Source organism: Isoptericola nanjingensis, from assembly GCF_050311635.1.
Lineage (GTDB): Bacteria > Actinomycetota > Actinomycetes > Actinomycetales > Cellulomonadaceae > Isoptericola > Isoptericola nanjingensis.
The window spans coordinates 201,862-222,819 of the sequence record NZ_JBNOZL010000005.1 but is presented as its reverse complement, the minus strand read 5'-3'; the positions used below and the strand labels follow the sequence as shown (position 1 = coordinate 222,819).

General features: G+C 75.2%; 16 protein-coding genes and 1 tRNA gene. 5 read left to right on the top strand and 12 right to left on the bottom strand.

Features of this window, described 5'->3' with window-relative positions:
- Positions 1-41: 41 nt before the first annotated feature.
- Entirely contained in the window at positions 42-1,523 is a 1,482-nt protein-coding gene (locus ACQP6G_RS11610; protein ID WP_429764474.1) for an HNH endonuclease signature motif containing protein, read from the top strand.
- Here the strand turns inward: ACQP6G_RS11610 and ACQP6G_RS11605 are convergent.
- From ACQP6G_RS11605 to ACQP6G_RS11595, 3 genes are read right to left on the bottom strand one after another with little or no spacing between them, the layout of a single operon-like run.
- On the bottom strand, positions 1,495-2,694 hold the full coding sequence (locus ACQP6G_RS11605) for a class I SAM-dependent methyltransferase (protein WP_429764473.1): 1,200 nt from the start codon (positions 2,692-2,694) through the stop codon (positions 1,495-1,497). The genes ACQP6G_RS11610 and ACQP6G_RS11605 overlap by 29 nt on opposite strands.
- Positions 2,691-4,007 (bottom strand): methyltransferase domain-containing protein, encoded by a 1,317-nt coding sequence (locus ACQP6G_RS11600; protein WP_429764472.1) that lies wholly within the window; start codon positions 4,005-4,007, stop codon positions 2,691-2,693. The genes ACQP6G_RS11605 and ACQP6G_RS11600 overlap by 4 nt, the downstream gene beginning before the upstream one ends.
- The gene (locus tag ACQP6G_RS11595) at positions 4,004-5,038 is read right to left on the bottom strand and encodes an NAD-dependent epimerase/dehydratase family protein (protein WP_429764471.1); all 1,035 of its coding nucleotides are present in this window, start codon (positions 5,036-5,038) and stop codon (positions 4,004-4,006) included. The genes ACQP6G_RS11600 and ACQP6G_RS11595 overlap by 4 nt, the downstream gene beginning before the upstream one ends.
- A 196-nt stretch (positions 5,039-5,234) precedes the next feature.
- Here ACQP6G_RS11595 and ACQP6G_RS11590 point away from each other — a divergent pair, with 196 nt between their 5' ends.
- From ACQP6G_RS11590 to ACQP6G_RS11575, 4 genes are read left to right on the top strand one after another with little or no spacing between them, the layout of a single operon-like run.
- Positions 5,235-7,280: a glycosyltransferase gene (locus ACQP6G_RS11590; RefSeq protein WP_429764470.1), complete on the top strand. Its 2,046-nt coding sequence runs from the start codon at positions 5,235-5,237 to the stop codon at positions 7,278-7,280.
- Positions 7,277-8,746 (top strand): O-antigen ligase family protein, encoded by a 1,470-nt coding sequence (locus ACQP6G_RS11585; protein ID WP_429764469.1) that lies wholly within the window; start codon positions 7,277-7,279, stop codon positions 8,744-8,746. Before ACQP6G_RS11590 ends, ACQP6G_RS11585 begins: the two co-directional genes overlap by 4 nt.
- On the top strand, positions 8,743-9,768 hold the full coding sequence (locus tag ACQP6G_RS11580; RefSeq protein ID WP_429764468.1) for a glycosyltransferase family 4 protein: 1,026 nt from the start codon (positions 8,743-8,745) through the stop codon (positions 9,766-9,768). Before ACQP6G_RS11585 ends, ACQP6G_RS11580 begins: the two co-directional genes overlap by 4 nt.
- Positions 9,765-10,949 (top strand): glycosyltransferase, encoded by a 1,185-nt coding sequence (locus tag ACQP6G_RS11575; protein WP_429764467.1) that lies wholly within the window; start codon positions 9,765-9,767, stop codon positions 10,947-10,949. The genes ACQP6G_RS11580 and ACQP6G_RS11575 overlap by 4 nt, the downstream gene beginning before the upstream one ends.
- On the opposite strand, the gene ACQP6G_RS11570 is transcribed toward ACQP6G_RS11575, so the two are convergent.
- The 9 genes from ACQP6G_RS11570 to ACQP6G_RS11530 form a co-directional block, all read right to left on the bottom strand.
- Positions 10,897-12,102 carry a glycosyltransferase gene (locus ACQP6G_RS11570; protein WP_429764466.1) on the bottom strand — a complete coding sequence of 402 codons (1,206 nt, stop codon included), beginning with the start codon at positions 12,100-12,102 and terminating at the stop codon, positions 10,897-10,899. The genes ACQP6G_RS11575 and ACQP6G_RS11570 overlap by 53 nt on opposite strands.
- The gene (locus tag ACQP6G_RS11565) at positions 12,099-13,904 is read right to left on the bottom strand and encodes a polysaccharide biosynthesis tyrosine autokinase (protein WP_429764465.1); all 1,806 of its coding nucleotides are present in this window, start codon (positions 13,902-13,904) and stop codon (positions 12,099-12,101) included. Before ACQP6G_RS11565 ends, ACQP6G_RS11570 begins: the two co-directional genes overlap by 4 nt.
- Positions 13,901-15,058, bottom strand: a complete 1,158-nt coding sequence (locus ACQP6G_RS11560) for a glycosyltransferase (RefSeq protein WP_429764464.1) — start codon at positions 15,056-15,058, stop codon at positions 13,901-13,903. Before ACQP6G_RS11560 ends, ACQP6G_RS11565 begins: the two co-directional genes overlap by 4 nt.
- Before the next feature lie 125 nt (positions 15,059-15,183).
- Positions 15,184-15,786, bottom strand: a complete 603-nt coding sequence (gene pth, locus ACQP6G_RS11555) for an aminoacyl-tRNA hydrolase (protein ID WP_429764463.1) — start codon at positions 15,784-15,786, stop codon at positions 15,184-15,186.
- A 109-nt stretch (positions 15,787-15,895) separates the two neighbouring features.
- Positions 15,896-16,516 carry a 50S ribosomal protein L25/general stress protein Ctc gene (locus tag ACQP6G_RS11550; RefSeq protein WP_429764462.1) on the bottom strand — a complete coding sequence of 207 codons (621 nt, stop codon included), beginning with the start codon at positions 16,514-16,516 and terminating at the stop codon, positions 15,896-15,898.
- Between the two features lie 332 nt (positions 16,517-16,848).
- Complete coding sequence (locus ACQP6G_RS11545; RefSeq protein WP_429764648.1) at positions 16,849-17,988, bottom strand: glycosyltransferase; 1,140 nt, start codon at positions 17,986-17,988, stop codon at positions 16,849-16,851.
- Between the two features lie 72 nt (positions 17,989-18,060).
- Positions 18,061-19,044: a ribose-phosphate diphosphokinase gene (locus ACQP6G_RS11540; protein ID WP_429764461.1), complete on the bottom strand. Its 984-nt coding sequence runs from the start codon at positions 19,042-19,044 to the stop codon at positions 18,061-18,063.
- Positions 19,041-20,645, bottom strand: a complete 1,605-nt coding sequence (gene glmU, locus ACQP6G_RS11535) for a bifunctional UDP-N-acetylglucosamine diphosphorylase/glucosamine-1-phosphate N-acetyltransferase GlmU (protein WP_429764460.1) — start codon at positions 20,643-20,645, stop codon at positions 19,041-19,043. The genes ACQP6G_RS11540 and glmU overlap by 4 nt, the downstream gene beginning before the upstream one ends.
- Positions 20,646-20,792: 147 nt before the next feature.
- Positions 20,793-20,864: transfer RNA gene (locus ACQP6G_RS11530), tRNA-Gln, on the bottom strand.
- Positions 20,865-20,958: the final 94 nt, after the last annotated feature.

Below are 20,958 nucleotides of genomic sequence, written 5' to 3'. Positions count from 1 at the left end.
TAGCGTCCTTCGTGTCATGGCGCGCCGACCGAGGAGGGACGATGCCCGCCACCACTGCCCCTGCACCCGTGCCGCCCACCGGCCCGGACCCGGCGACCGGCACGGTGTCACGGCTGCTCGACGCCCTGGCCGCCCTCGAGGGCGGGGTCGCCGCGCTCGCGGGGGCCGTCGAGGAGATCGGCCTGCACGACGTCGGCCGGGACGTCCTCGAGCAGGCGTCGGCCCGGCTCCGGAGAGTCGGCTCCCGGGTGGACGCCGCGCGGTGGCGGGTGCTGCCCGCGCTGGAGGCGGACGGCCGGTGGTCGCTCGACGGGTCGCGCACCTTCGCGCACTGGCTCGCCCGTGCCGAGAACGTCGGGCTGCCCACCGCGCGCCGCGACGTCCGCACGGCCCACGCCCTGCGCGACGTCCTCCCGGCGACCGGTGCCGCCGCGCTCGCCGGCCGGCTCGGCGCCGACCACCTGCGCGCCATCGTCGACGTCGCCCCGACCTCCGAGGCCCGCCGAGACGCGCTCCTCGCTCCCGCGCCGACCGCGAGCGAGATGAACCGCACGACGGACAGCGGGACGACGGACGACGAGAACCCGGAAGCGCCGGACGCCGGCCTCGCCGCGCCGACCGGCGAGGAGCACCTGCTCGCCACCGGCTCCTGGTACACGCCCGCGCAGTTCCGCCGGCTCGTCAAGCGGTTCGCGTACGTGACGGACCCGGAGTCGGACGAGCAGGGCTACGCGCACGCCCGCGAGAAAGAGTTCGTCGACCTGTCGCCCACGTGGGACGGCTACCACCTCGCCGGGTTCCTCACCGAGGAGCACGGCCAGGCGCTGCGCGCCGCCCTCGACGCCGTCGCCGGCCGGCCCGCCGCCGGGGAGACCCGCACGCCCGCGCAGCGACGCGCCCAGGCGCTCGCCGACCTCGCACGCGTCGCCCTCGACTCCGGGACCGTGGGGTCGGGCTCCGCCGTGCGCCCGCACCTGACCGTCACCATCTCCCTGACCGAGCTCCGTCGCCTGCTCGCTGCCGGTCACGGTCGCGCCACCGAGCTCGGCCCTCCCGTCGCGGGATGGGCCGAGTCGCTGGGAGTCGACCCCGCCGAGTTCGTGGACGGCCGCGGCCCGCTGCCCGCGTCCCTCCTCCGCCGCATCGTGTGCGACAGCGAGGTGACACGGGTGGTCCTCGGCCCGGAGTCGCAGGTGCTCGACGTCGGGCGTGCCCGGCGCACCGTCACCGGCCAGCTGCGACGCGCCGTCGTCGCCCGGGACCGGCGGTGCACCTGGCCCGGCTGCGACGAGCCACCTGCACGCTGCGAGGTCCACCACGCCGTGGCCCACTGGGCGGACGGCGGCAGCACGTCCGTCGACAACTCCGCCCTGCTGTGCTGGCACCATCACGACCGCGTCGACGCGCTCGGCATCACCATGCGTCGCGACGGCGGCACGTGGCACTTCACCGACCGTCACGGTCGCCCGGCGGCTCAGGCGCCGGGCGTCCCGCTCATCGCTGACCGCCGCGGTCCCGGCTGAGCGGCTCGACCTCGACGGGCTCGGGCTCGGCGATCACCCAGCGACCCCCGAGCGCCTCCACCTCGGGGTGCGCGAACCGCACCTCGTCGAGGAGGTCGGGCACGAGCAGCAGCACCTTGTCGGGGCGGATCTCGGCAAGGATGTCGGGCCCGAGCACGGGCACCCGCGGCCCGGGGCCGCCCGGCATGGACCTGCCCCGCTTCGCGGGCGACGCGTCCACCACGGCGAGGACGTCGTCCGCGGTGACGCCGGCGAGCGCGAACAACGCGACCGCGCGCGACGCGGCGCCGTAGGCGACCACCTTCCCCTCGCTCGCGTCGAGCCAGTCGCGGAGGGCAGCGGCCGACGCGGCCACCTGCCGTTGGAGCGCCGCCACGGCCGCCGGCTCCGTGATCCCCGCCGCGGCCTCGGCCGCCAGCTCGGTGGCGACGAGGTCGCCCGCGGCGCGGGCGTGCCGACCGGCGGGCTGCGAGCCCTCCCGCGCCAGCGCGAGCAGCCGCGTCCCGCCGTACAGCGGATAGCGCCACAGCCCGACCGGGACGAGCCCGGTGCTGCGCGCCATCTCCACGAGCACCGTGAGCGAGTAGTACGCGAAGTGCCCGTGCCGCAGCGCGTTCCAGGTGCCGTCGCGCAGGATCACGGACAGCGGGTGCACGTGCAGCGCGAGGACGCCGTCGGGGGCGAGGGAGTCGAGCCGCAGGTCCCAGGCCGCGCGCTGGTCCGCCTCGTGCATGATCCCGAGCGAGTCGACGACGAGGTCCGCGGCGAGCCCGGGCACCGTGCCGGGGCCGTCGAGCAGCACGGCGTCCGGCACGATCTCCTGCACCCGCGCAAGCCAGGAGCCCCCGTGCGGGGAGCGCATCTCCCCCACCCACGTGCCGGGGCCCAGCAGCCCGCCCCCGACGAGGTCGGCCACTCCCGCCCGCGCCTGCGCGACGAGTGCGGCAGGCTCCACTCCGAGCGGCTTCTCGGGACCTGTCGGGTCCTCCTCGAGCTGGGCCAGTCGGCACCGGTCGCACATCACCATGCGCAACGGGTGCACGGGGTCAGGAGCGGGTGCCTCCGGCTCGGGGAACAGGTCGGCGGCAGGCTGGGAGCCCAGGTCGAGCACCACGGTGGCGCGGTCCGACTGGCACCACCGGCAGCGCCAGCCCGGCACGACGGCGCTCACGTGCCCGGCTCGAAGACCTCGAGGCGCGGCAGGAACGTCACCAGCCGGCCTCCCCAGTCGGCGACGTGCGCGAGCTGGGCCGAGATCTCCCGCCGCAGGTTCCACGGCATGACGACGACGTAGTCGGGCCGGGCCACGTCGAGCGCCTCGGGCGCGTGGATGGGGAGGTGCATGCCCGGCGTGAACCGGCCGTGCTTGTACGGGTTGCGGTCGACGGCGAACTCGATCAGGTCGGGGCGTACGCCGCAGTGGTTGAGCAGCGTGTTCCCCTTGCCGGGGGCCCCGTACGCCACCACGCGCCTGCCCTCGCGGCGGGCGGTGAGCAGGAAGCGCAGCACGTCGTCGCGCACGGCGGCGACCTGCTCGGCGAAGCCGGCGTGACCTTCCACGGTGTGCAGGCCGGCGGCGGCCTCTGCGGCGAGCACGCGCGCCACGGCGGCGGACGGCGCGGGCCCACCGCCGGCTGGTGCGCCGTCGGGCGTCGGCACGGACCACGTGCGCAGCGAGCCGCCGTGGCTGGGCAGCTCGTCCACGTCCACCACGGTGAGCCCGGCGGCGGCCAGCACCCGCTGCGTCGTGAGCAGCGACAGGTAGCTGTAGTGCTCGTGATAGATCGTGTCGTACTCGTTGCCCTCGACGAGGCGCAGCAGGTGCGGGATCTCGATCGACACCCGCCCGTCGTCGGCGACGAGCTGCCGCAGCCCGCGCGAGAAGTCGACGATGTCCGGCACGTGCGCGAAGACGTTGTTGGCCACGACGAGGTCGGCAGGGCCGTGCTCGGCGCGCACGCGCCGCCCCGTCTCCTCGCCCAGGAACTCCACCACCGTGGGCACGCCCCGCTCGACCGCGGCCGCGGCCACGTTGCCCGACGGCTCGATGCCGAGGCAGCGGATCCCCCGGTCGACGACGTGCTGCAGCAGGTAGCCGTCGTTGCTCGCGACCTCAACGACGAACGACCGCTCGGGGGCGAGCCCGAGCCTGTCCACCGCGTCGTCGACGTACCGCCGCGCGTGCTCCACCCACGACGCGGAGTAGGACGAGAAGTAGGCGTAGTCGTCAAAGATGTCCTCCGCCGGCACGTAGGCGGGCAGCTGCACCAGCAGGCACTGCTCGCACACCCGCACGTGCAGCGGGTAGAAGACCTCCGGGCCGTCGACCTGCTCGGCGGTGGGGTAGGTCTCGCACGGCGGCGACATCCCGAGGTCCACGAAGGTACGGGTCAGGGGTGCGCCGCACAGCCGGCACGACGGCGCGGGCACCGCGGACCCCTCGGGCGCTCCGGCGGCGTGCCGCGCCGCCGACACGGCGGTCATGCCGGCACCGCCGTGGTGCGCAGGTTCTCCAGGTCGAGAGCGCCGCTGGCGGCGAGCTCGCTCACCCGGTGCAGGCGCACGAAGCGCGGGCCCTCGAAGTCGTCGGCGGTGAGGCCGAACCGGTGGACGTCCTGCCAGATCTGCCGGATCCCGTCGCGCACCGTCCAGCGGGGCGCGGCGGCCGGGAGCTCGGTGCGGATGCGCGTGAAGTCGACCCGGTAGTTGCGGGTGTCGGCCCCCGCCCCCGCGGCAAAGGTCACGGGGGCGCCGGTGACCTCGCTGACCTGCTCGGCGACGGTGCGGATCTGGACGACGTCCTCGTCGCGGCCCACGTTGAACGCCCGGTCGTGCACCACCTCGCGGGGGGCCTCGAGCCCGGCGAGGAACGCCCGCGCGATGTCCTCGACGTGCACGAGGGGCCGCCACGGCGAGCCGTCCGACTGCAGCCGCACCTCGCCGCGCGTGTACGCGGTGCCGGTGAGGTTGTTGACCACGATGTCGGCCCGCAGCCGCGGTGACGAGCCGTACGCGGTCGCATTGCGCAGGAACGTGGGCGAGAAGTCGTCGTCGGCGAGCGCGGAGAGGCCGCGCTCGGCCTGGATCTTCGACTCCCCGTACGGGGTGACGGGGTGGAACTCGGCGCCCTCGTCGACGGGCTCGTCGCCCGCCGCCCCGTACAGGGAGCACGACGACGAGAACAGGAACCGCGCCACCCCGGCCGCCTTGGCCGCCCGCGCCATCCGCACGGCGCCGTCCGTGTTGACGGAGAACGTGGCATGCGGGTTGAGGTGCCCGAGCGGGTCGTTGGAGATGGCCGCCAGGTGCACCACCGCGTCGAAGCCGGCGAGGTCCTCGGGCCGCGCGTCCCGGACGTCGCCGGTGCGCTGCTCGTACCCCGTCACCGGAGGGCCGAAGTCGCAGCCGTCGTACCAGCCGGCGTCGAGGCCGACCACCTCGTGGCCCGCCGCCTGCAGGAACGGCACCAGCACCGCACCCACGTATCCGCGGTCACCATCGACGAGCACTCGCATGGTCCGTCCCCCGTCGTCGTCCGGCCGGTCCCGCGGGCAGGGAGTCCCGCGAGCCGGTGGCTTCACCGCCGCCTCGACGCTAACCAGCGACCTCCTCCCACCGTGAGGGTTGCCCGGGGTGAAAAGCCTCGTCACCCGGGTGATTCCGCCCCCGGGACGTTCCGCGCCCGCACCCCGGCGGCGAGGATCGGGAGCCATGAAGGTCCTGCGCATCTCCCACAGCGCGGTGGTCGACGCCTGGCGCGGCCGCGAGGCCGAGCTGCGCCGGCGCGGCGACCACGTCCGCGTCGTCACGGCCGCCGTCTGGGACGAGGGCGGCCGCGACGTGCGCCCCGCGCCCTCGCCGGACGAGGAGCTCGAGACCGCGCGCACGTTCGGCCGGCACCCCGCCCTGTTCCTCTACGACCCGCGGGCCCTGTGGCGGGTGCTCGGCGAGCGGTGGGACGTCCTCGACATCCACGAGGAGCCCGTGGCGCTCGCGACCGCGGAGATCCTGGGCGTCCGCGCCGCGCGACGGCTCGTGGACGCGGCGCGCGGGCGCCGCTCCCGCCCCGCGCCCTACCTCCTCTACTCCGCGCAGAACCTCCTCAAGCGGTACCCGTGGCCGTTCCGGGCGCTCGAGGCGGCCGCGCTGCGCGGCGCCGCCGCCGTCGTCACCTGCAACCACGACGCCGCGCGCATCGTGCGCTACAAGGGCGCCCGGGGACTGGTCGAGCGGATCCCGCTCGGGCTCGACACGACCGTGTTCTCTCCCGCCGACGACGCAGAGCTGGGGACGCAGCCGGCCGGGCCGCGCACTCCGGGACGGGTGCGCGTCGGGTACGCCGGGCGCCTCACCGCCCAGAAGGGGGTGGACGTGCTCCTCGCGGCTGTCGCCCGGGACGAGGCGCTGGACCTCGTGGTGGCGGGCGCCGGTCCGGAGGAGGCGCGGCTGCGGCGGGTCGCCGCCCGGTTGGGCGACCGCGTCGACTTCCTCGGCCCGCTCGACACCGACGACCTCCCCGCCTTCTACCGCGGGCTGGACGTCCTGGTCGTGCCGTCGAGGCACGCCCCGGGCCTGGCCGAGCAGTTCGGCCGCGTGGTGGTCGAGGCGATGGCGTGCGGCACCCCGGTCGTGGCGACCCGTGTCGGCTCCGTGCCGGACCTCGTCGCCGGCGCCGGTGTCCTCGTGGCACCGGACGAACCCGAGGCCCTGCTGGACGGCATCCGGCAGGCGACCCACCCGCGGACCGCGCGCACGCTGCGCCTGGCCGGGCTCGACCGTGCACGCGAGTGCTCGTGGCCCGAGGTCGCCCGTCGGTACCGCGCGGTCTACGAGGCGGCCCTCGGCGCGCCGGCACGCGACCACGGTTCCGCCGCGCACGACGGCGCAGCACGTCGGCCGTCCCCCCGTGTCGAGGTGGTGGTCGTCGCCTACGGCCACCCCGACCTGCTGCGCTCCGCGCTCGAGCCTCTGGCGGGAGCCTTCCCGATCACCGTGGTCGACAACTCGTCCGACCCGCAGCACCGCGCGCTCGCCCAGGTCTTCGGCGCCGCCTACCACGACCCCGGGCGCAACCTCGGGTTCGCGGCGGCCGTCAACGTGGCGCTCGCGCACCGGCAGGACCCCGGAGCGGACGTGTTCCTCCTCAACCCCGACGCCGTCGTCGGGCCCGAGACCGTCGCCACGCTCCACGAGGCCCTGCACGGGGACCCCGGGCTGGCGAGCGTCGGCCCCGCGCAGGTCGACGGTGCGGGGCGGCCGGGACGCGTCGTCTGGCCGTTCCCCTCTCCGGCGCGGGCATGGCTGGAGGCCGCCGGTCTCGGCCGGCTCCGGCTGCCGCGCGAGCGCACCTTCGTCATCGGCTCCGCGCTGCTGATCCGCGCGGCCGCGCTGCGCGGCGTCGGCGGGCTCGACGAGCGGTTCTTCCTCTACGCCGAGGAGACCGACTGGGCGTACCGGGCCGACCGGCAGGGCTGGCGGCACGCCCTCGTGCCCACCACCGAGGTCGTGCACGAGGGCGCGGGCACGGGTGGTGACGTCCGGGTCCGCGAGCTGCACTTCCACGCGTCGCAGGAGCGCTACCTGCGCAAGCACTACGGTGCGGCCGGCTGGACCGCCGCCCGTGCCGGTCTCGTCGCGGGCGCGGTGCTGCGGTCCGCCGCGCTCCGCGGGCCTCGCCGGGAGCACGCCCAGCGGCGTCTGCGCGCGTACCTCGGCGGGCCCGCGTCGCTGGAGGACCGCGAAGCGGTGCCGTCGTGAGCGCCGGCGGGCCCGGCGCCCACCACCTGCGCCTTCGGACGGGCGGGGGGCCGCGGACGGGCACGCAGACGGGCATCGCGTCGAGCCTGCGGTCGACGACGCGCGTCGCGACGTGGGCGGCGGTCCTCGGCGTCGTCGTCCTCGCGGCGACCTACGTGCTCGCCCACGACCTCACCCTCGGGGTGGCCGTGACGTCCGTCGCGGTGCTGGCCTGCGTGATGCTCTACGACCCCTCGCTGGTCCCCGTGATCGCGATGCCCACGTTCGTCGTGGCCGAGCGGGTGGGCGGGGACGCCCTGAACATGTCGCTGGGCGACGTGACCCTGTTCGCGACGTTCTGGGTCGCCGTCCTCTTCTCGCCGCGCCCGTTCACGCCTGCGCTGCGGTCCATGCTCTGGCTGTCGGCGGTGTACCAGCTCGCGACGCTCTTCGCCGTCGTCGCCACCCCCTTCGCCCAGAACTCGATCGAGTGGTTCCACGCGTGGCTGCTGGTGGGTGGGGCGCTGGTCGTGGGCTGGGCGGTGGGCCGGTCCGGGCACGCGACGCTCGGACTGACGCTCCTGACCGTGTTCGTGCTCGCGATCGCGCTCGACGCCTGTGCGACCGCGGCCGTGCAGCTCGCGCAGGGCGACGTGTCGCCGGTCTACCCGAGCTGGCCGTTCGAGCTGCACAAGAACCTCGCGGGTCCGATCTTCGCCTCGGTCGCCCTGCTCGTCTTCGTGCGCCAGTCGTGGCTGCGGTGGCCGGCCTGGTTCCGGGTCCCGGCCTTCTACCTGCTGGTGCTCGCGCTCATGGCCGTCCAGTCACGCCAGGCGATCGTCGGCCTGGGCGTCGGCCTCATCGTCCTCGCGCTGCGTGCCGGCCGCGGACGCCGACAGACCCCGATCCTCATGCTGCTCACCATGGCCCCCGCCGCCATCTTCGTCGCGAGCCGCGTGCAGGACGACCTCTCCGGCGACGACCCGTTCAACTCCACGGCGTTCCGCGCCGTGGGCATCGAGGGCGGGTTCGACGTCTGGCGGGAGCACCTGTGGTTCGGCGCCGGGCTGCGCTGGTGGACCGTGGGGCCCGAGCTCGGGTTCCAACCGCCCAACGCCGTCGCGGAGGTACTGTCCTCGGTCGGGATCGTCGGCCTCGCCGGGTTCGCGGTCCTCATGCTGGGCACGCTGGTGGTCGCGTGGCGGATGGACCGCCGGTTCGGGACGCTCGCCGTCGCCCTGCTCGCGTCGCGCCTCGTGGCGAGCCAGTTCGACCAGTTCTGGGTCGCGATCATCGTGTCCCTGCCCTTCCTGCTCGTGGGGGTCTGCCTCGGCGCCGAAGGGTTCGCGAAGGCGCCTGGCGCGCCCCTCCTCGACGACCGGCCGGCGCGCGTCCGTCGGCGCGCGGCGCGAGCCGCCCTGACCCCGGTGGAGCCACCGGTCCCGGCGCAGGGCGAGGAGCTCCTGCTCCCCGGTGGCCGCTCATGAGGATCACCCACGTCGTCGTGACGGACGCGTACGCCGGGGTCGAGGCCCACGTCGCGCGCCTCGCCCGAGAGCAGGCGCGGGCAGGCCATGACGTCGCGGTGGTGGGCGGTGCGGAGGAGCCGATGCGCGCCGTCGTCGGCGACGACGTCGAGCTCAGGCCGGGTTCGACGGTCGCGCGGGCGCGCCGCTCGCTCGTGCGTGGGCCGCAGCCGGACGTCGTCCACGCCCACATGACGGCGGGCGAGATCGCGGCGTGCCTCGTCCCCCGGGTGCTCCTGCACCGCGTGCCGCTGGTCGTGACGCGGCACTTCGCCCTGGTCCGGGGGCGCAGCGCCGCCGGCCGCGTCGCCGCGCCGGTGATCCGTCGCACCGTCGCCGCCCAGATCGCGATCAGCGCCTTCGTGCAGGACCGCATCGACGGCCCGAGCCGGGTGGTGGTCGCAGGCCTCGAGGAGCGGCCGCACTCGCGCGGCGCCGCGCTCCGGTCGCCCGTGGTGCTGATCGCGTCCCGGATCGAGCCGGAGAAACGGGTCGACTCCGGTGTCCGGGCGTTCGCGGCGTCGGGGCTCGCCGACCGCGGCTGGCGCTTGCGGGTCGCCGGCTCGGGCTCGCTCGAGGTGGTGACCAAGGAGCTCGTGAGCGAGCTCGGGCTTGACGGGGCCGTCGATCTCCTCGGCCACCGCGACGACGTGCCCGCGCTCCTGGCCGACGCGGGGCTCTTCCTCGCCCCGACCCCCGGCGACGGCTTCGGGCTGAGCGTGCTCGAGGCCATGGCGAGCGGCGTCCCGGTCGTGGCCGACGGCTCCGGCGGGCACGTCGAGTCTCTCGGCCCCGCCGGCGGCCCCGGCCTGTACGCCACCGGGGACGTCGACGACGCGGGGCGGCGGCTGCGCGCCCTCGCGGACGACCCCCGTCGGCGCGACCGCTACGGCGCCGCCCTGCAGACGCGGCAGCAGGCCGAGTTCTCCGTCGCACGCCAGGCGGCCGCCACCGAGCGCGTGTACCGGCAGGTGCTGTCGTGACGCCGGACCGCGAGACCGTCACCGGCCCCGACCTCGTCGTGATGTCGCTCGAGCCGTGGGACGACGTCTGGCGGCGCAACCAGTACCTCGTCGCCGGTCTCCTGCGCGAACGCCCGTCGGCCCGGGTGCTCTTCGTCGAGCCGGTCAGCGACCCTGTGCACGCCGTGACCCGTGGCGCCTGGCCGCGGCCCGGTCGAGGGCTGCGGCCCGCCCCGGACGTCGAGGGCGTCGGCCCGCGCCGCCTGTGGCTGCTCGAGCCGACCAAGCTGCTGCCACGGCGGGTCGCGCCGCACGGCGACGAGCGTCGCGCGGCCGTCGTCCTGCGGGCTGCCCGGCGCCTCGGGCTCGCGCGGCCGGTGCTGTGGGTCAACGACCCGTACGGCGCCACGCTCGCCCGCGTCAGCGGCTGGCCCACGCTGTACGACGTCACCGACGACTGGACGGCGGCCACGCGTGGCCCGGCCGAGTCCCGTCGCGTCGCCGAGTCGGACCGGTACCTGGTGGAGCACGCTGCGGCCGTCACCGTCTGCTCCCCCACCCTGGCGTCCCGCAAGGCCGACGCCCGGTCGGTCGTGCTGGTCACCAACGGCGTGGACGTCGAGCGGTACCGGCGCCCCGCGGCCCGGCCGGCGGACCTCCCGCACGGTGCGACGGCCGTCTACGTCGGTACTCTGCACTCCGACCGGCTCGATGTCGGGCTGTGCGAGGCCACCGCCCGCGCCCTGGCCGGCGTGGGCTCCCTGGTGCTGGTGGGCCCGGTCGCACTGGAGCGGCCCGACGTCGACCGGCTGCGCCGGGCGGGCGTGGTCGTGCTCGGTGCCCGACCGTTCGACGCGGTGCCGGCGTACCTCCAGCACGCCGACGCGCTCGTCGTCCCGCACGTCGTCGACGACTTCACGGACAGCCTCGACCCGCTCAAGCTCTACGAGTACCGGGCCGTGGGGCGCCCCGTCGTCTCGACGCCCGTCGCCGGCTTCCGGGACACCTCCGACCCGCGGGTCGCCGTCACCCCGCCGGACGGCTTCGCCGCTGCCGTCCGGGACGCGCTCGCGGAGCCGACGCGCGGGCCGGCGGGGCGACCCGGCACGGACCTCGAGCCCATCCCCACCTGGGCGCACCAGGTCGCCCTCATGTCCGACGTCGTCGACGCCGTCCGGCGACCCGCTCCCACACCCCGGTGACCGCGTCCGCGGTCCCGCGGGCGGGGAACCGCCGGGTCGCGTCGTCGTAGGCCGCCCGGGCGCGCCGGTCGGCCGCCCCCGGGTCGTCCAGCACCGCCAGGAGCCCCGCGGCGAGAGCATCCGGGTCTCCGGGCGGCACGAGCACGCCCAGCTCCTCCCCCGCCGGCCGGACGATCTCCGGCACGCCCCCGGCGTCCGTCGCGACCACGGGGACGCCGCGCACCATCGCCTCCACGACCACCTGACCGAACGGCTCCGGCACCGGCGAGGCGTGCACGCACACCGACAGCCGGTCCAGCTCGCCGGCGGGGTCGTCGCTGAACCCGACCACGTCCACCGCGCCGCGCAGCCCGAGCCGGTCGATCTCCGCGTCGACGGCGTCCGCGTAGGCCTCCGCGCCGAACAGCGCCCCTCCGACCAGGCGGAACCGCACGTCGGGGTGGTCGTCGAGCACGGTCCGCGCGGCGCGCACGAGCTCCAGCTGGCCCTTCGTCGGGCTGAGGCGGCCGACCAGGCCCACCACCGGGCGCTCCGGCGGCACCCGCGCGTCATAGGCCGGCACCGCCTGGTCGGGCGCGTAGCCCGGGTGGACGACGGTGAGGTCGTGCACCCCGGGGAGCGTCCGGGCCGTCGCCTCCGAGTTCGCGACGACCGCGCGCGGGCCCCGGCGGGCCAGCGCGCGCAGGAGCCGGACCGCCAGCGTCGGGAGGTAGTCGTCGGCGATCCGGTCGTGGACGTGCCACACCGCCGGAACCCGGCACCACCGGGCCGCGAGGAGCCCCACGACGTCGGCGCGCAGCGAGTTGGTGTGCACGACGTCGGCGTCCGCCCGCCGGAGCACGCCGGCCACCCGGACCCCGAGCCGGAGGGTCTCGCCCAGCGCGAGCACCGCGCGCCAGGATCCGCCGAGCGCGTGCCGGTCCATGCCTCGCGACCGCGCCCCGGCGCGGACCACCACCGTCCGTACTCCGGCTGCCCGCAGCCGCTCCACGAGCGGGCCCTCGTCCAGCACGATCGCGCGGAGCTCGACACGGCTCGGGTCGAGCTCCGCGGCCAGCCGGAGCAGCGCCAGCTCCCCGCCGCCCAGCGCCGCCGTGTGGTCGACGGCCACGACCCGGAGCGGCCGCTCGGCCCCGCCCGAGGGCACGGTCACGACGAGCGCGCGGTCCGCAGCAGCCGACCGATCGTGGGCGCGACCTGCGCCGGCGTCGGCGGCTCCTGCTCCGCGGCCGGCGGGGCGGCCACGGTCGCGACCCGGACCCCCGTGGGCGGGAACGCCGGGGGACGGACCGGCGTCGGCGGCGTGACGGCCCCCGCCGGGCTCGCCTCGTCGCGCGCCGGGGCCGGGGCCGCGTCGTCGCCCGCGCTGGTGGGCGCACCGGGGTCCGGCGTGCCCTGCGGACCGCTCGGGGTGCGGTCCGCCGTCTCGTCGGCCGGGTCGGGCACCGCAGCGGACGGAGCGTCGGACGGGTCCGACTCGACGGGCTCGCCGTAGGTCGACGCGTAGACCATCCGGCTGTCGCCCTTCACCCCGGCCAGCGCGACACCGGTGAGCGGTACGCCGTTGATGCGCAGCCGCTCGGCCGCCTCGGCGAGGACGCTCCGCGCGGTCCGGCCGGCGGTGGCGACGAGGACGACGCAGTCCGCGTAGGCGCCGAGGATCGTGGCGTCCGCCGCCGCCAGCACGGGTGGGGCGTCGATGACGAGCACCTCGCCGGCGTCCCGTGCCGCCTCCACGGTCGCACGGACCCGGTCCGTCGCGAGGTAGTCCGCGGGGTCCATCGTCGGGTCGTGGAGGGCGAGGAAGCGGAGGTTGGGCACCTGGGTGGGACGCAGCCCGTCCGGATCGGTGCCCGGACCGTTCGGGCGAGGCAGCAGGTCCTCCAGGTCCGGACGACGCAGGTCGCCCGACACCGCGACGGTGGCTCGGCCGCTCATGGCCCACGACGCCGCGAGGTTGGCGGCGATGAACGGCCGCGGCGCGTGCGGGTCGGTGGCCGTCACGACGACCACGGCGTGCTCGCGGTCCTGCATCGCCACGTGCAGGGCGGTGCGCAGCTCCCGGATCGACTCGGTGAACGGGGAGGCGACCCGGCTCGAGATCGGCAGCACCGGGGTGCGGCGGTACGACTTGGCGGCCCGGGTCACCCCGTAGAGCTCTGCGAGGACCGGTACGCCGGCCGCGGCCGCGGCGTCGGCACGGCCACGCAGCCGGGAGTCGAGGGCCCGTCGGGCGAGGGCGAGGCCGACCCCGATCGCGAGCCCGGCGAGCGCGCCGAGGAGGACGATGCTGGCCCGCGGCAGCCCCACCACCACGGCGGACGAGCCGGTGGCGGGAGTGAGGATCTGGGCGGGCGTCACGATCGACTCGAGCGTGCTCCTGCTGGCCGACAGGGTCTGGTACTGGTCGATGATGGTGGAGCGCTCCGCGCCCGCCAGGGGGTCCTTGGGCTTGTCCTTCACCTGCTTGTCGACCGCGTCGAGCTGGCCGCGCAGCGCGTCGCGGCGGGCGTCGATCTCGGCGATCTGGTCGTCGATGACCCCGGGCATGCTGTCGACGTAGGCGGACGCCACCGCGTTCGCCAGCCCGACCGCGTCGCCCGGGGCGCCCGCCGTGGTGGTGACCGCCATGACCTGCGTGGAGGCGTCGAACGCTCCCGAGACCTGGGCGGCGAGCGCCTTCGGGTCCGTTCCCGCGGCCACACCCTCGGCGACCACCTGGAGCACACCGGGCGCCTCGACGAGCCCAGGGTCGGTGTCGACGCTCGTGGTGGTGGCCGCCGGCGACGTGCTGTCGCCCAGCTCGACGGCGTTGATCTGGACCGTCGCGGTCGCCTCGAACACCTCGGGCTTGCGGTCGGCGTACACCCACGCGGCGGCCAGCGCGAGCACGACCGACCCGATCAGGAGGTACTTGCCCTCCCACATCACCCGCAGGAACTCCCGGACGGTCATCGGCCCCCTACCTCCCCCTGTGTCCCCGGCACCCCGGCCGCCACGGCCTCCTGCGCCACCACGGCCTGCAGCCGGGCGACGAACGCGTCCTTGGAGAACCCCTTCACGTGCACGCCGATGGCCTCCTGGTCCCAGGACCGGGCGAGCGCGGCCTCGATCCCCTCGGCGACCGGCGCCGCGTCCGGGCTGTCCACGTACAGCCCGGTCACGCCGTCGACCACGGTGTCCAGGTACCCGCCCGTGCCGAGCGTCACCGCCGGGACGCCGAACGCGGCCGCCTCCAGCGGCGTGAGCCCGTAGTCCTCGTACGACGTGGCCACCAGCAACGACGCGTGGCCGTACAGCCAGCGCAGCTGGGCGTCGTCGACCTTCCCGACGAACCGCACCCGCTCGTCCGCGAGACGCTCGAGCCGCTCGCGGTCGGGGCCGTCCCCGACGACGACGAGGGGCAGGCGGAGCCGCCGCGCGGCCGCGACGACGACGTCGACGTTCTTGTACGGCAGCAGCCGGGCCACGCAGAGCAGGTAGCCGGGGGCGATCCCCGGAATCGGGGTCGCGGGGCCCTCCGGCTCCATCGCCGGCGGGGGCGCCACGACCTCGGCGTCGATGCCGTAGGCCTCGCGCACGGCGCGCCGGGCGACGGTCGAGACGGCCAGGTAGACGTCGGCGCGGGCGGCGGCCGCCGCGTCGGACTCGCGCAGCCCGGGGCCGAGCAGGTCGAGCGCGGCGCCGGCGAGGCCGGTGCGCCACCGCTCCTTCCAGGCCCGGCCCGAGGCCCCGGAGAGGTACCGGTCGCGCTGGTAGAGCCAGCGGGCGGGCGCGTAGCAGTAAACGACGGTGCGCCGCGCGCCGCGATAGCGGTGCGCCCACCCGCTGGAGCTGGCGAGCAGCACGTCGGCCTCGACGGGCTCGCTCTCGACCGCACCGCGGAGCAGCGGCAGCGCCAGGCGGTGGTGGCGCCGCAGCGCGCCGACACGGTCCAGGCGCGACGGGCGCACGTCCACGTCCGCGAACTCGGGGAACGTCCCGTCGGGGTGGTACAGCGTCGTGTAGAGCGGCGCCGACGGGAAGGCCCGGGCCATCGTCAGCGCCACCCGCTCGGCGCCCCCGCGCTGCGTCAGGTAGTCGTGCGCCAGTGCCACCGTCGGGCCCATGGTTCCTCCTCGTGCGGACGGTCGAGACCGCCCGTCGAGCGTAAGGAGACCGGGGCATGGAAAGGACCCCGTGGCGGCCTTTCCACCCGGGTGAAGAGCCCGGTCAGGCCGGGATCCGCACGGCGTCAGACCCTCGTGTGGAACTTCCCCTGCGCGGCGAGGAGCCCCTCGGCGAGGACCATCTCCACGGCGTCGGCGGCGTCGTCGACGAGGATCGGCAGGTCCTTGCGCTCGGTGGCGGAGAAGTCCTTGAGCACGTGGTCGGCAGTGTCCATGCGCCCCGGGGGGCGGCCGACGCCGACGCGGACGCGGACGTAGTCCTTGGTGCCGAGGGCCTTGGTGATGTCGCGCAGGCCGTTGTGCCCGCCCTCGCCGCCGCCGGACTTGAGCTTGATGGTGTCGAACGGGATGTCGACCTCGTCGTGCACGACGACGACCTGGGCCGGGTCGACGCCGTAGTACTTCACGAGCCCGGCGACGGGCCCGCCGGACGTGTTCATGTACGTGGTGGGCTTGGCCAGCACCACGCGGGGGCCGGGGCGCCCGCCGGGCAGGACGCCGAGCCGCGTCTCGGCGACGGCCGCCTGGGTGCGGGCGTGCCGCGAGAAGCGCGCGCCGGTGCGCTCGGCGAGCAGGTCGAGCACCATCTGCCCGACGTTGTGCCGGTTGCCCGCGTACTTCGGGCCGGGGTTGCCCAGCCCGACCACCAGCCAGGGGGTCTCGGTCATCGGCGTTCTCTCTCCAGGGTTCGGCGGCGGGTGCGCACGTCACAGGGCGCGGACGCGCGAAGGGCGCCCGGAACCGAACGGTACCGGGCGCCCTGGGCGTGAGGTGGTGTCAGCCCTCGGTGGACTCGGCGGCCTCGGTGGTCTCCTCGGCGGCCTCGCCCTCCTCGGCCTCCTCGTCCTCGGCGGCGGCCTCGGCGCGCGGCTCGGCGATCTGGACGACGGCGGCCTCGGGGTCGGTGAGCAGCGTGGCGCCCTTCGGCAGCTCGACCTCGCCGGCGGTGACGTGCTGGCCGGCCTCGAGGCCCTCGATGGAGACCTCGACCGACTCGGGCAGGTGGGTGGCCTCGGCCTCGACCGACAGGGTCTGGGCCTCGACGAAGTGGATGGTGCCCGGGGCCGACTCGCCCACGACGTTCACGGTGACGTCGACGGCGATCTTCTCGCCGCGGCGCACGATCAGGAAGTCGATGTGCTCGATGGTGCTGTTCACCGGCGTGCGCTGCACGTCCTTGGCGACGGCGAGCTCGGTCTTGCCGTCCAGCTCGATCGAGAACAGGGCGTTGCTGTGACGCATCGCCAGCATCGTCTGGTGGCCCGGGAGGGTGATGTGCAGCGGGTCCGCGCCGTGCCCGTACAGGACGGCGGGGATCTTGTTCTCGCGACGGATGCGGCGGGCGGCGCCCTTGCCGAACTCGGTGCGGGCCTCGGCGGCGAGCTTGATGTCGGACACGTGGATCACTCCTGGGATGTCTGTGCGTGCCGACGGCCAGAGGGAGCCGTCGGCTGTCCACGAGGGTGTGGTCCCCGCGAACTGCGGTTGCGTCGGCGTGGGACACGTGACGGACGCGATCGAGAGCGCGCCGTGGGAGCACCCGCAGAACGCGGTGCACCGACAGCCGCCCAGTCGATCACGGAAATCCGACGGATCCTGCGCTGAGGGTGGCGGCCGGGTCGCAGGTGCGTGACCTGTACGACCTGGGTGACCGGCGCCCGTCAGACGTCCCTCGCCGAGGCAACCGGACGAGTATAGCCCCCTCGGGGCAGGGCGTGTCAGGCCCGGGCTCAGGGTTGGGCGTGCTCGCCCGTGCGAGCCCGGGCCCGCGACGCGCTGCGGGGGCGGTAGACCACCTGCGCCTGGAAGACGAACCGCACGACGAACGCGACGAGGATGAGCACCGCCTGCACCAGCTCGGGGTGCGGCACGGCGCGCTCGACGATCCACCACAGCAGCAGCGTGCGGACCGCGGCCTCCGTCCCGTTGAAGGCGAAGGACCGCACGAAACGGCCCCAGAAGCCGTGCGCGCCGTCGCGCAGGTCGGCGAAGACGAACCGCTCCTGCAGCAGGAAGTTGATGACGATCGTCACGGCGTTGGCCCAGACGACGGCGGGCAGGTAGTGCACCCCGAGCCCCTGGAGCCCTGCGAGGATCGCGAGGTTGAGCACCGCGCCGAGCGCACCGATCAGCGCGAACGGGGACAGCCGCCCGAACCGCAGGAGGGTGAGCTGCTGCACGTACCGCAGCCCGTTGGCGACAGTGGCCTTGGACCGGCCCGCGAACCGCTCCCCGAAGACGAACGGCTCCTCGACCACGACGAGCCGCTGCCGGGCGAGGATCTCGAGCAGGATCTTGAAGCCGCGCGGGCGCAGCCCGGTCAGGTCGACGGCACCGGGGCGGACGACGAAGAACCCGGTCATCGGGTCGGAGACGTCGCGCAGCTTGACGGGGAACATGGACCGGGCCAGCAGCCCGGACGCCTTGGAGACCCAGCGGCGGTACCGCCCGTCGAGGCCGCCGGCGTCGCCGCGGCCGGTGTACCGGGAGGCGACGACGACGTCGGCGCCGGTCTCGCGCGCGGTGGTGAGCAGCACGGGCACCATCTCGGGCGGGTGCTGCAGGTCGCCGTCCATCACGACGACGCGCTCGCCGGTCGCGGCGCGCAGGCCGGCGACGACGGCGCCCGAGAGCCCGCCGTCGGGCACCTCGCGGTGGATCATGCGCACGGGCAGCGCGGCGGTGGCGGCGACCCGCTCGATGACGGCGGGGGTGTCGTCCTTCGAGTCGTCGACGAACAGGATCTCGACGCCGCCGGGCGCGACGCGGCGCCCTTCGCCGTCGGGGCCGAGCACGGCGGCGAGACGACGGACCAGCTCGGCGACGTTCGGTCCCTCGTTGTAGGTGGGGACCACCACGGTCACGTCCACCGTCATGTCACCGTGCCTCCCTCGGGGACGCCGCGGCCCGGGACGGCGCGCGTCCCGGGCCTCCGGCGTCGCTCAGGCGTTGCCGTCGAACAGGCTCGTCACCGAGCCGTCGTCGAAGACCTCACGGATGGCGCGGGCCACGAGCGGGGCGACGGACAGCACGGTGAGCTTCTCGAACCGCTTGTCGGCCGTGATCGGCAGCGTGTCGGTGACGACGACCTCGGCGGCGCCGCACTCCTGCAGGCGCTGCGCGGCGGGGTCGGACAGCACGCCGTGCGTGGCGGCCACGGTGACGGAGCGGGCGCCCGCGTCCATGACCACCTTGACGGCCTCGGCGATCGTGCCGCCGGTGTCGATGAGGTCGTCGACGAGCACGCAGTCGCGCCCCTCGACCTCGCCGACCACGCGGTTGGCGACGGCCTGGTTGGGGCGGGTGACGTCGCGCGTCTTGTGGACGAAGGCCAGCGGGCAGCCGCCCAGCTTGGCGGCCCACTGCTCGGCGACGCGGATGCGGCCGGCGTCGGGCGAGACGACGGCGGCGTTGGACACGTCCACGCGGGTGCGGACGTAGTCGACCAGGACGGGCATGGCCCACAGGTGGTCGACCGGGCCGTCGAAGAAGCCCTGGATCTGCGGCGTGTGCAGGTCGATGCTGAGGATGCGGTCCGCGCCCGCCGTCCTGAGCATGTCGGCGACGAGGCGGGCCGAGATGGGCTCGCGGCCGCGGCTCTTCTTGTCCTGGCGCGCGTACGCGTAGAACGGCGCCACGGCGGTGATCGAGCGTGCGGAGCCGCGCTTGGCCGCGTCGACCATGAGCAGCTGCTCCATGAGCCACTGGTTCACCGGGGCGGTGTGGCTCTGCAGCAGGAAGATGTCCGAGCCGCGCACCGACTCGCTGAACCGCACGTAGGTCTCGCTGTTCGCGAAGTCGTACGCGGACACGGGCAGCAGCTCGATGCCGAGCTCCTTCGCCACGGCCTCCGCGAGCTCCGGGTGCGCCCGACCGGTGGCGAGGACGAGCGTGCGCTCACCGGTGCCGGGGATGAAGTTGTTCATCGCTGCGTGCTTCCTTCGGTCGGGTCGGAACTGTCGGCGGGGGGCACCACCGGGATGGCGCCGGTGAGGGCATTGTGCGCGGCGAGCTGACGCTGCGCCTGGGCACCGAGCTGCCCGCCCGAGCCCTCGGCGCGGGCCCGGGCGGCCGCCTCGGCGGCCGGCGAGCCCGACCAGCGGCGCTCCACCCAGTCGTCGACGTTGCGCTGCTGGGCGCGGGCGACGCCGAGCGCGCCCGCCGGCACGTCCTTGACGATGACGGAGCCCGCGGCCGTGTACGCGCCGTCGCCCACGGTCACCGGCGCGACGAACATATTGTCGGCGCCCGTCTTCGCGTAGGAGCCGATCACGGTGCGGTGCTTCTTCTGGCCGTCGTAGTTCACCGTGACCGACGCGGCGCCGATGTTGGTGTGCTCGCCGATCGTCGCGTCGCCGACGTACGACAGGTGCGGCACCTTCGAGCCCTCGCCGATCTGCGCGTTCTTCGTCTCGACGAAGGTGCCGATCTTGCCCTTCGTGCCCAGCTCGGTGCCGGGGCGCAGGTAGGCGAACGGGCCGACAGACGCGTCCTCCCCGATGACGGACAGCGAGCCGTGCGTGCGCACGACGGTCGCGCCGGGGCCGACCTCGACGTCGGTCAGCGTGGTGTCCGGGCCGATCGTCGCGCCGGACTCCACCTTGGTGGCGCCGTGCAGCTGCGTGCCGGGCAGGAGCGTGACGTCGGGGGCGAGCTCGACGTCGACGTCCACCCAGGTGGTCGCCGGGTCGACGACGGTGACGCCGGCCTGCATCCACTCCGTGAGCACGCGGCGGTTGAGCTCGGCGCCCAGGGTCGCGAGCGCCACGCGGTCGTTGACGCCCTCGACGAGCATCGGGTCGTCGCTGAGCACGGCGCGCACGGCACCGCCCTCGGCCCGCGCGGAGGCGACGACGTCGGTGAGGTAGACCTCGCCCTGCGCGTTGTCGCGGTCCAGGCCGCCGAGCCCGCGGCGCAGCACCGCGGCGTCGAAGACGTAGACGGAGCTGTTGATCTCGCGGATCTCGCGCTGCTCGGGCGTCGCGTCCTTGTGCTCGACGATCGCCAGCACGTCGCCCGTGCCCGCCTCGCGCACGATGCGGCCGTAGCCGGTGGCGTCCGCGACCTCGGTCGTGAGGATCGTGACGGCGTTGCCGTCCTCGTGGTGCGCGGCGAGCAGCTGGCCCAGCGTGGCGCCGTCGAGGAGGGGGATGTCGCCGGCGAGGACGACGACGGCGCCGTCCAGCCCGTCGCCCAGCGGGTGGTCGCCTCCGTTGGCGTGGTCGGCGTGCAGCTCGTCGTCGACGGCGTCGTCGTGCACGAGCTGGGCGGCACGCCCGGCGTGCGCGCGGGCGTCGAGCGCGTCGAGCGCGCACTGCACGGCGCGGCCGGTGCCGGGGATCTCGTCCTGGTCGACGACGAGGGCCGCGGCGTCGATCTGCGCCGCGGCGGCGGCCACGAGGTCGCGCTCGTGGCGGACGACGACCGCCACCTGCTGCGGGTCGAGCTCGCGGGCCGCGGTCATCGCGTGGCCGAGCATGGTCCGCCCGCCCAGGGCGTGCAGCACCTTCGGCGTCGCGGACCTCATCCGCGTCCCCTGCCCCGCGGCGAGGACGACGACGGCCGCCGGACTGGGGTGGGAGGGTGCTGCGCCGGTCGAACCTGCGGCGTCCGGTCCTGTCGAGACCACGAGTGCTCCGTCTCTTCTCGGGTGTGCTCTGTCGATGGTGCCGAGCTCCGCCCCCAGGACTCGAACCTGGACCAAAGGCACCAAAAACCTCTGTGCTGCCGATTACACCAAGGCGGATCGGGCCCCCGGGCCGGGTTCACGCCCCAGCAGGCGCGGCACCGTCGGGCGTCCGTCCTCAGTCTGCCAGGTCCGCACCACCGCCCCGGCACGC

Coding starts and splice junctions, on each gene's coding strand:
- ACQP6G_RS11610 (WP_429764474.1), top strand. CDS start 42: ATGCCCGCCACCACTGCCCCTGCACCCGTGCCGCCCACCGGCCCGGAC.
- ACQP6G_RS11600 (WP_429764472.1), bottom strand. CDS start 4,007: ATGACCGCCGTGTCGGCGGCGCGGCACGCCGCCGGAGCGCCCGAGGGG.
- ACQP6G_RS11595 (WP_429764471.1), bottom strand. CDS start 5,038: ATGCGAGTGCTCGTCGATGGTGACCGCGGATACGTGGGTGCGGTGCTG.
- ACQP6G_RS11590 (WP_429764470.1), top strand. CDS start 5,235: ATGAAGGTCCTGCGCATCTCCCACAGCGCGGTGGTCGACGCCTGGCGC.
- ACQP6G_RS11580 (WP_429764468.1), top strand. CDS start 8,743: ATGAGGATCACCCACGTCGTCGTGACGGACGCGTACGCCGGGGTCGAG.
- ACQP6G_RS11565 (WP_429764465.1), bottom strand. CDS start 13,904: ATGACCGTCCGGGAGTTCCTGCGGGTGATGTGGGAGGGCAAGTACCTC.
- ACQP6G_RS11560 (WP_429764464.1), bottom strand. CDS start 15,058: ATGGGCCCGACGGTGGCACTGGCGCACGACTACCTGACGCAGCGCGGG.
- pth (WP_429764463.1), bottom strand. CDS start 15,786: ATGACCGAGACCCCCTGGCTGGTGGTCGGGCTGGGCAACCCCGGCCCG.
- ACQP6G_RS11540 (WP_429764461.1), bottom strand. CDS start 19,044: ATGAACAACTTCATCCCCGGCACCGGTGAGCGCACGCTCGTCCTCGCC.
- glmU (WP_429764460.1), bottom strand. CDS start 20,645: ATGAGGTCCGCGACGCCGAAGGTGCTGCACGCCCTGGGCGGGCGGACC.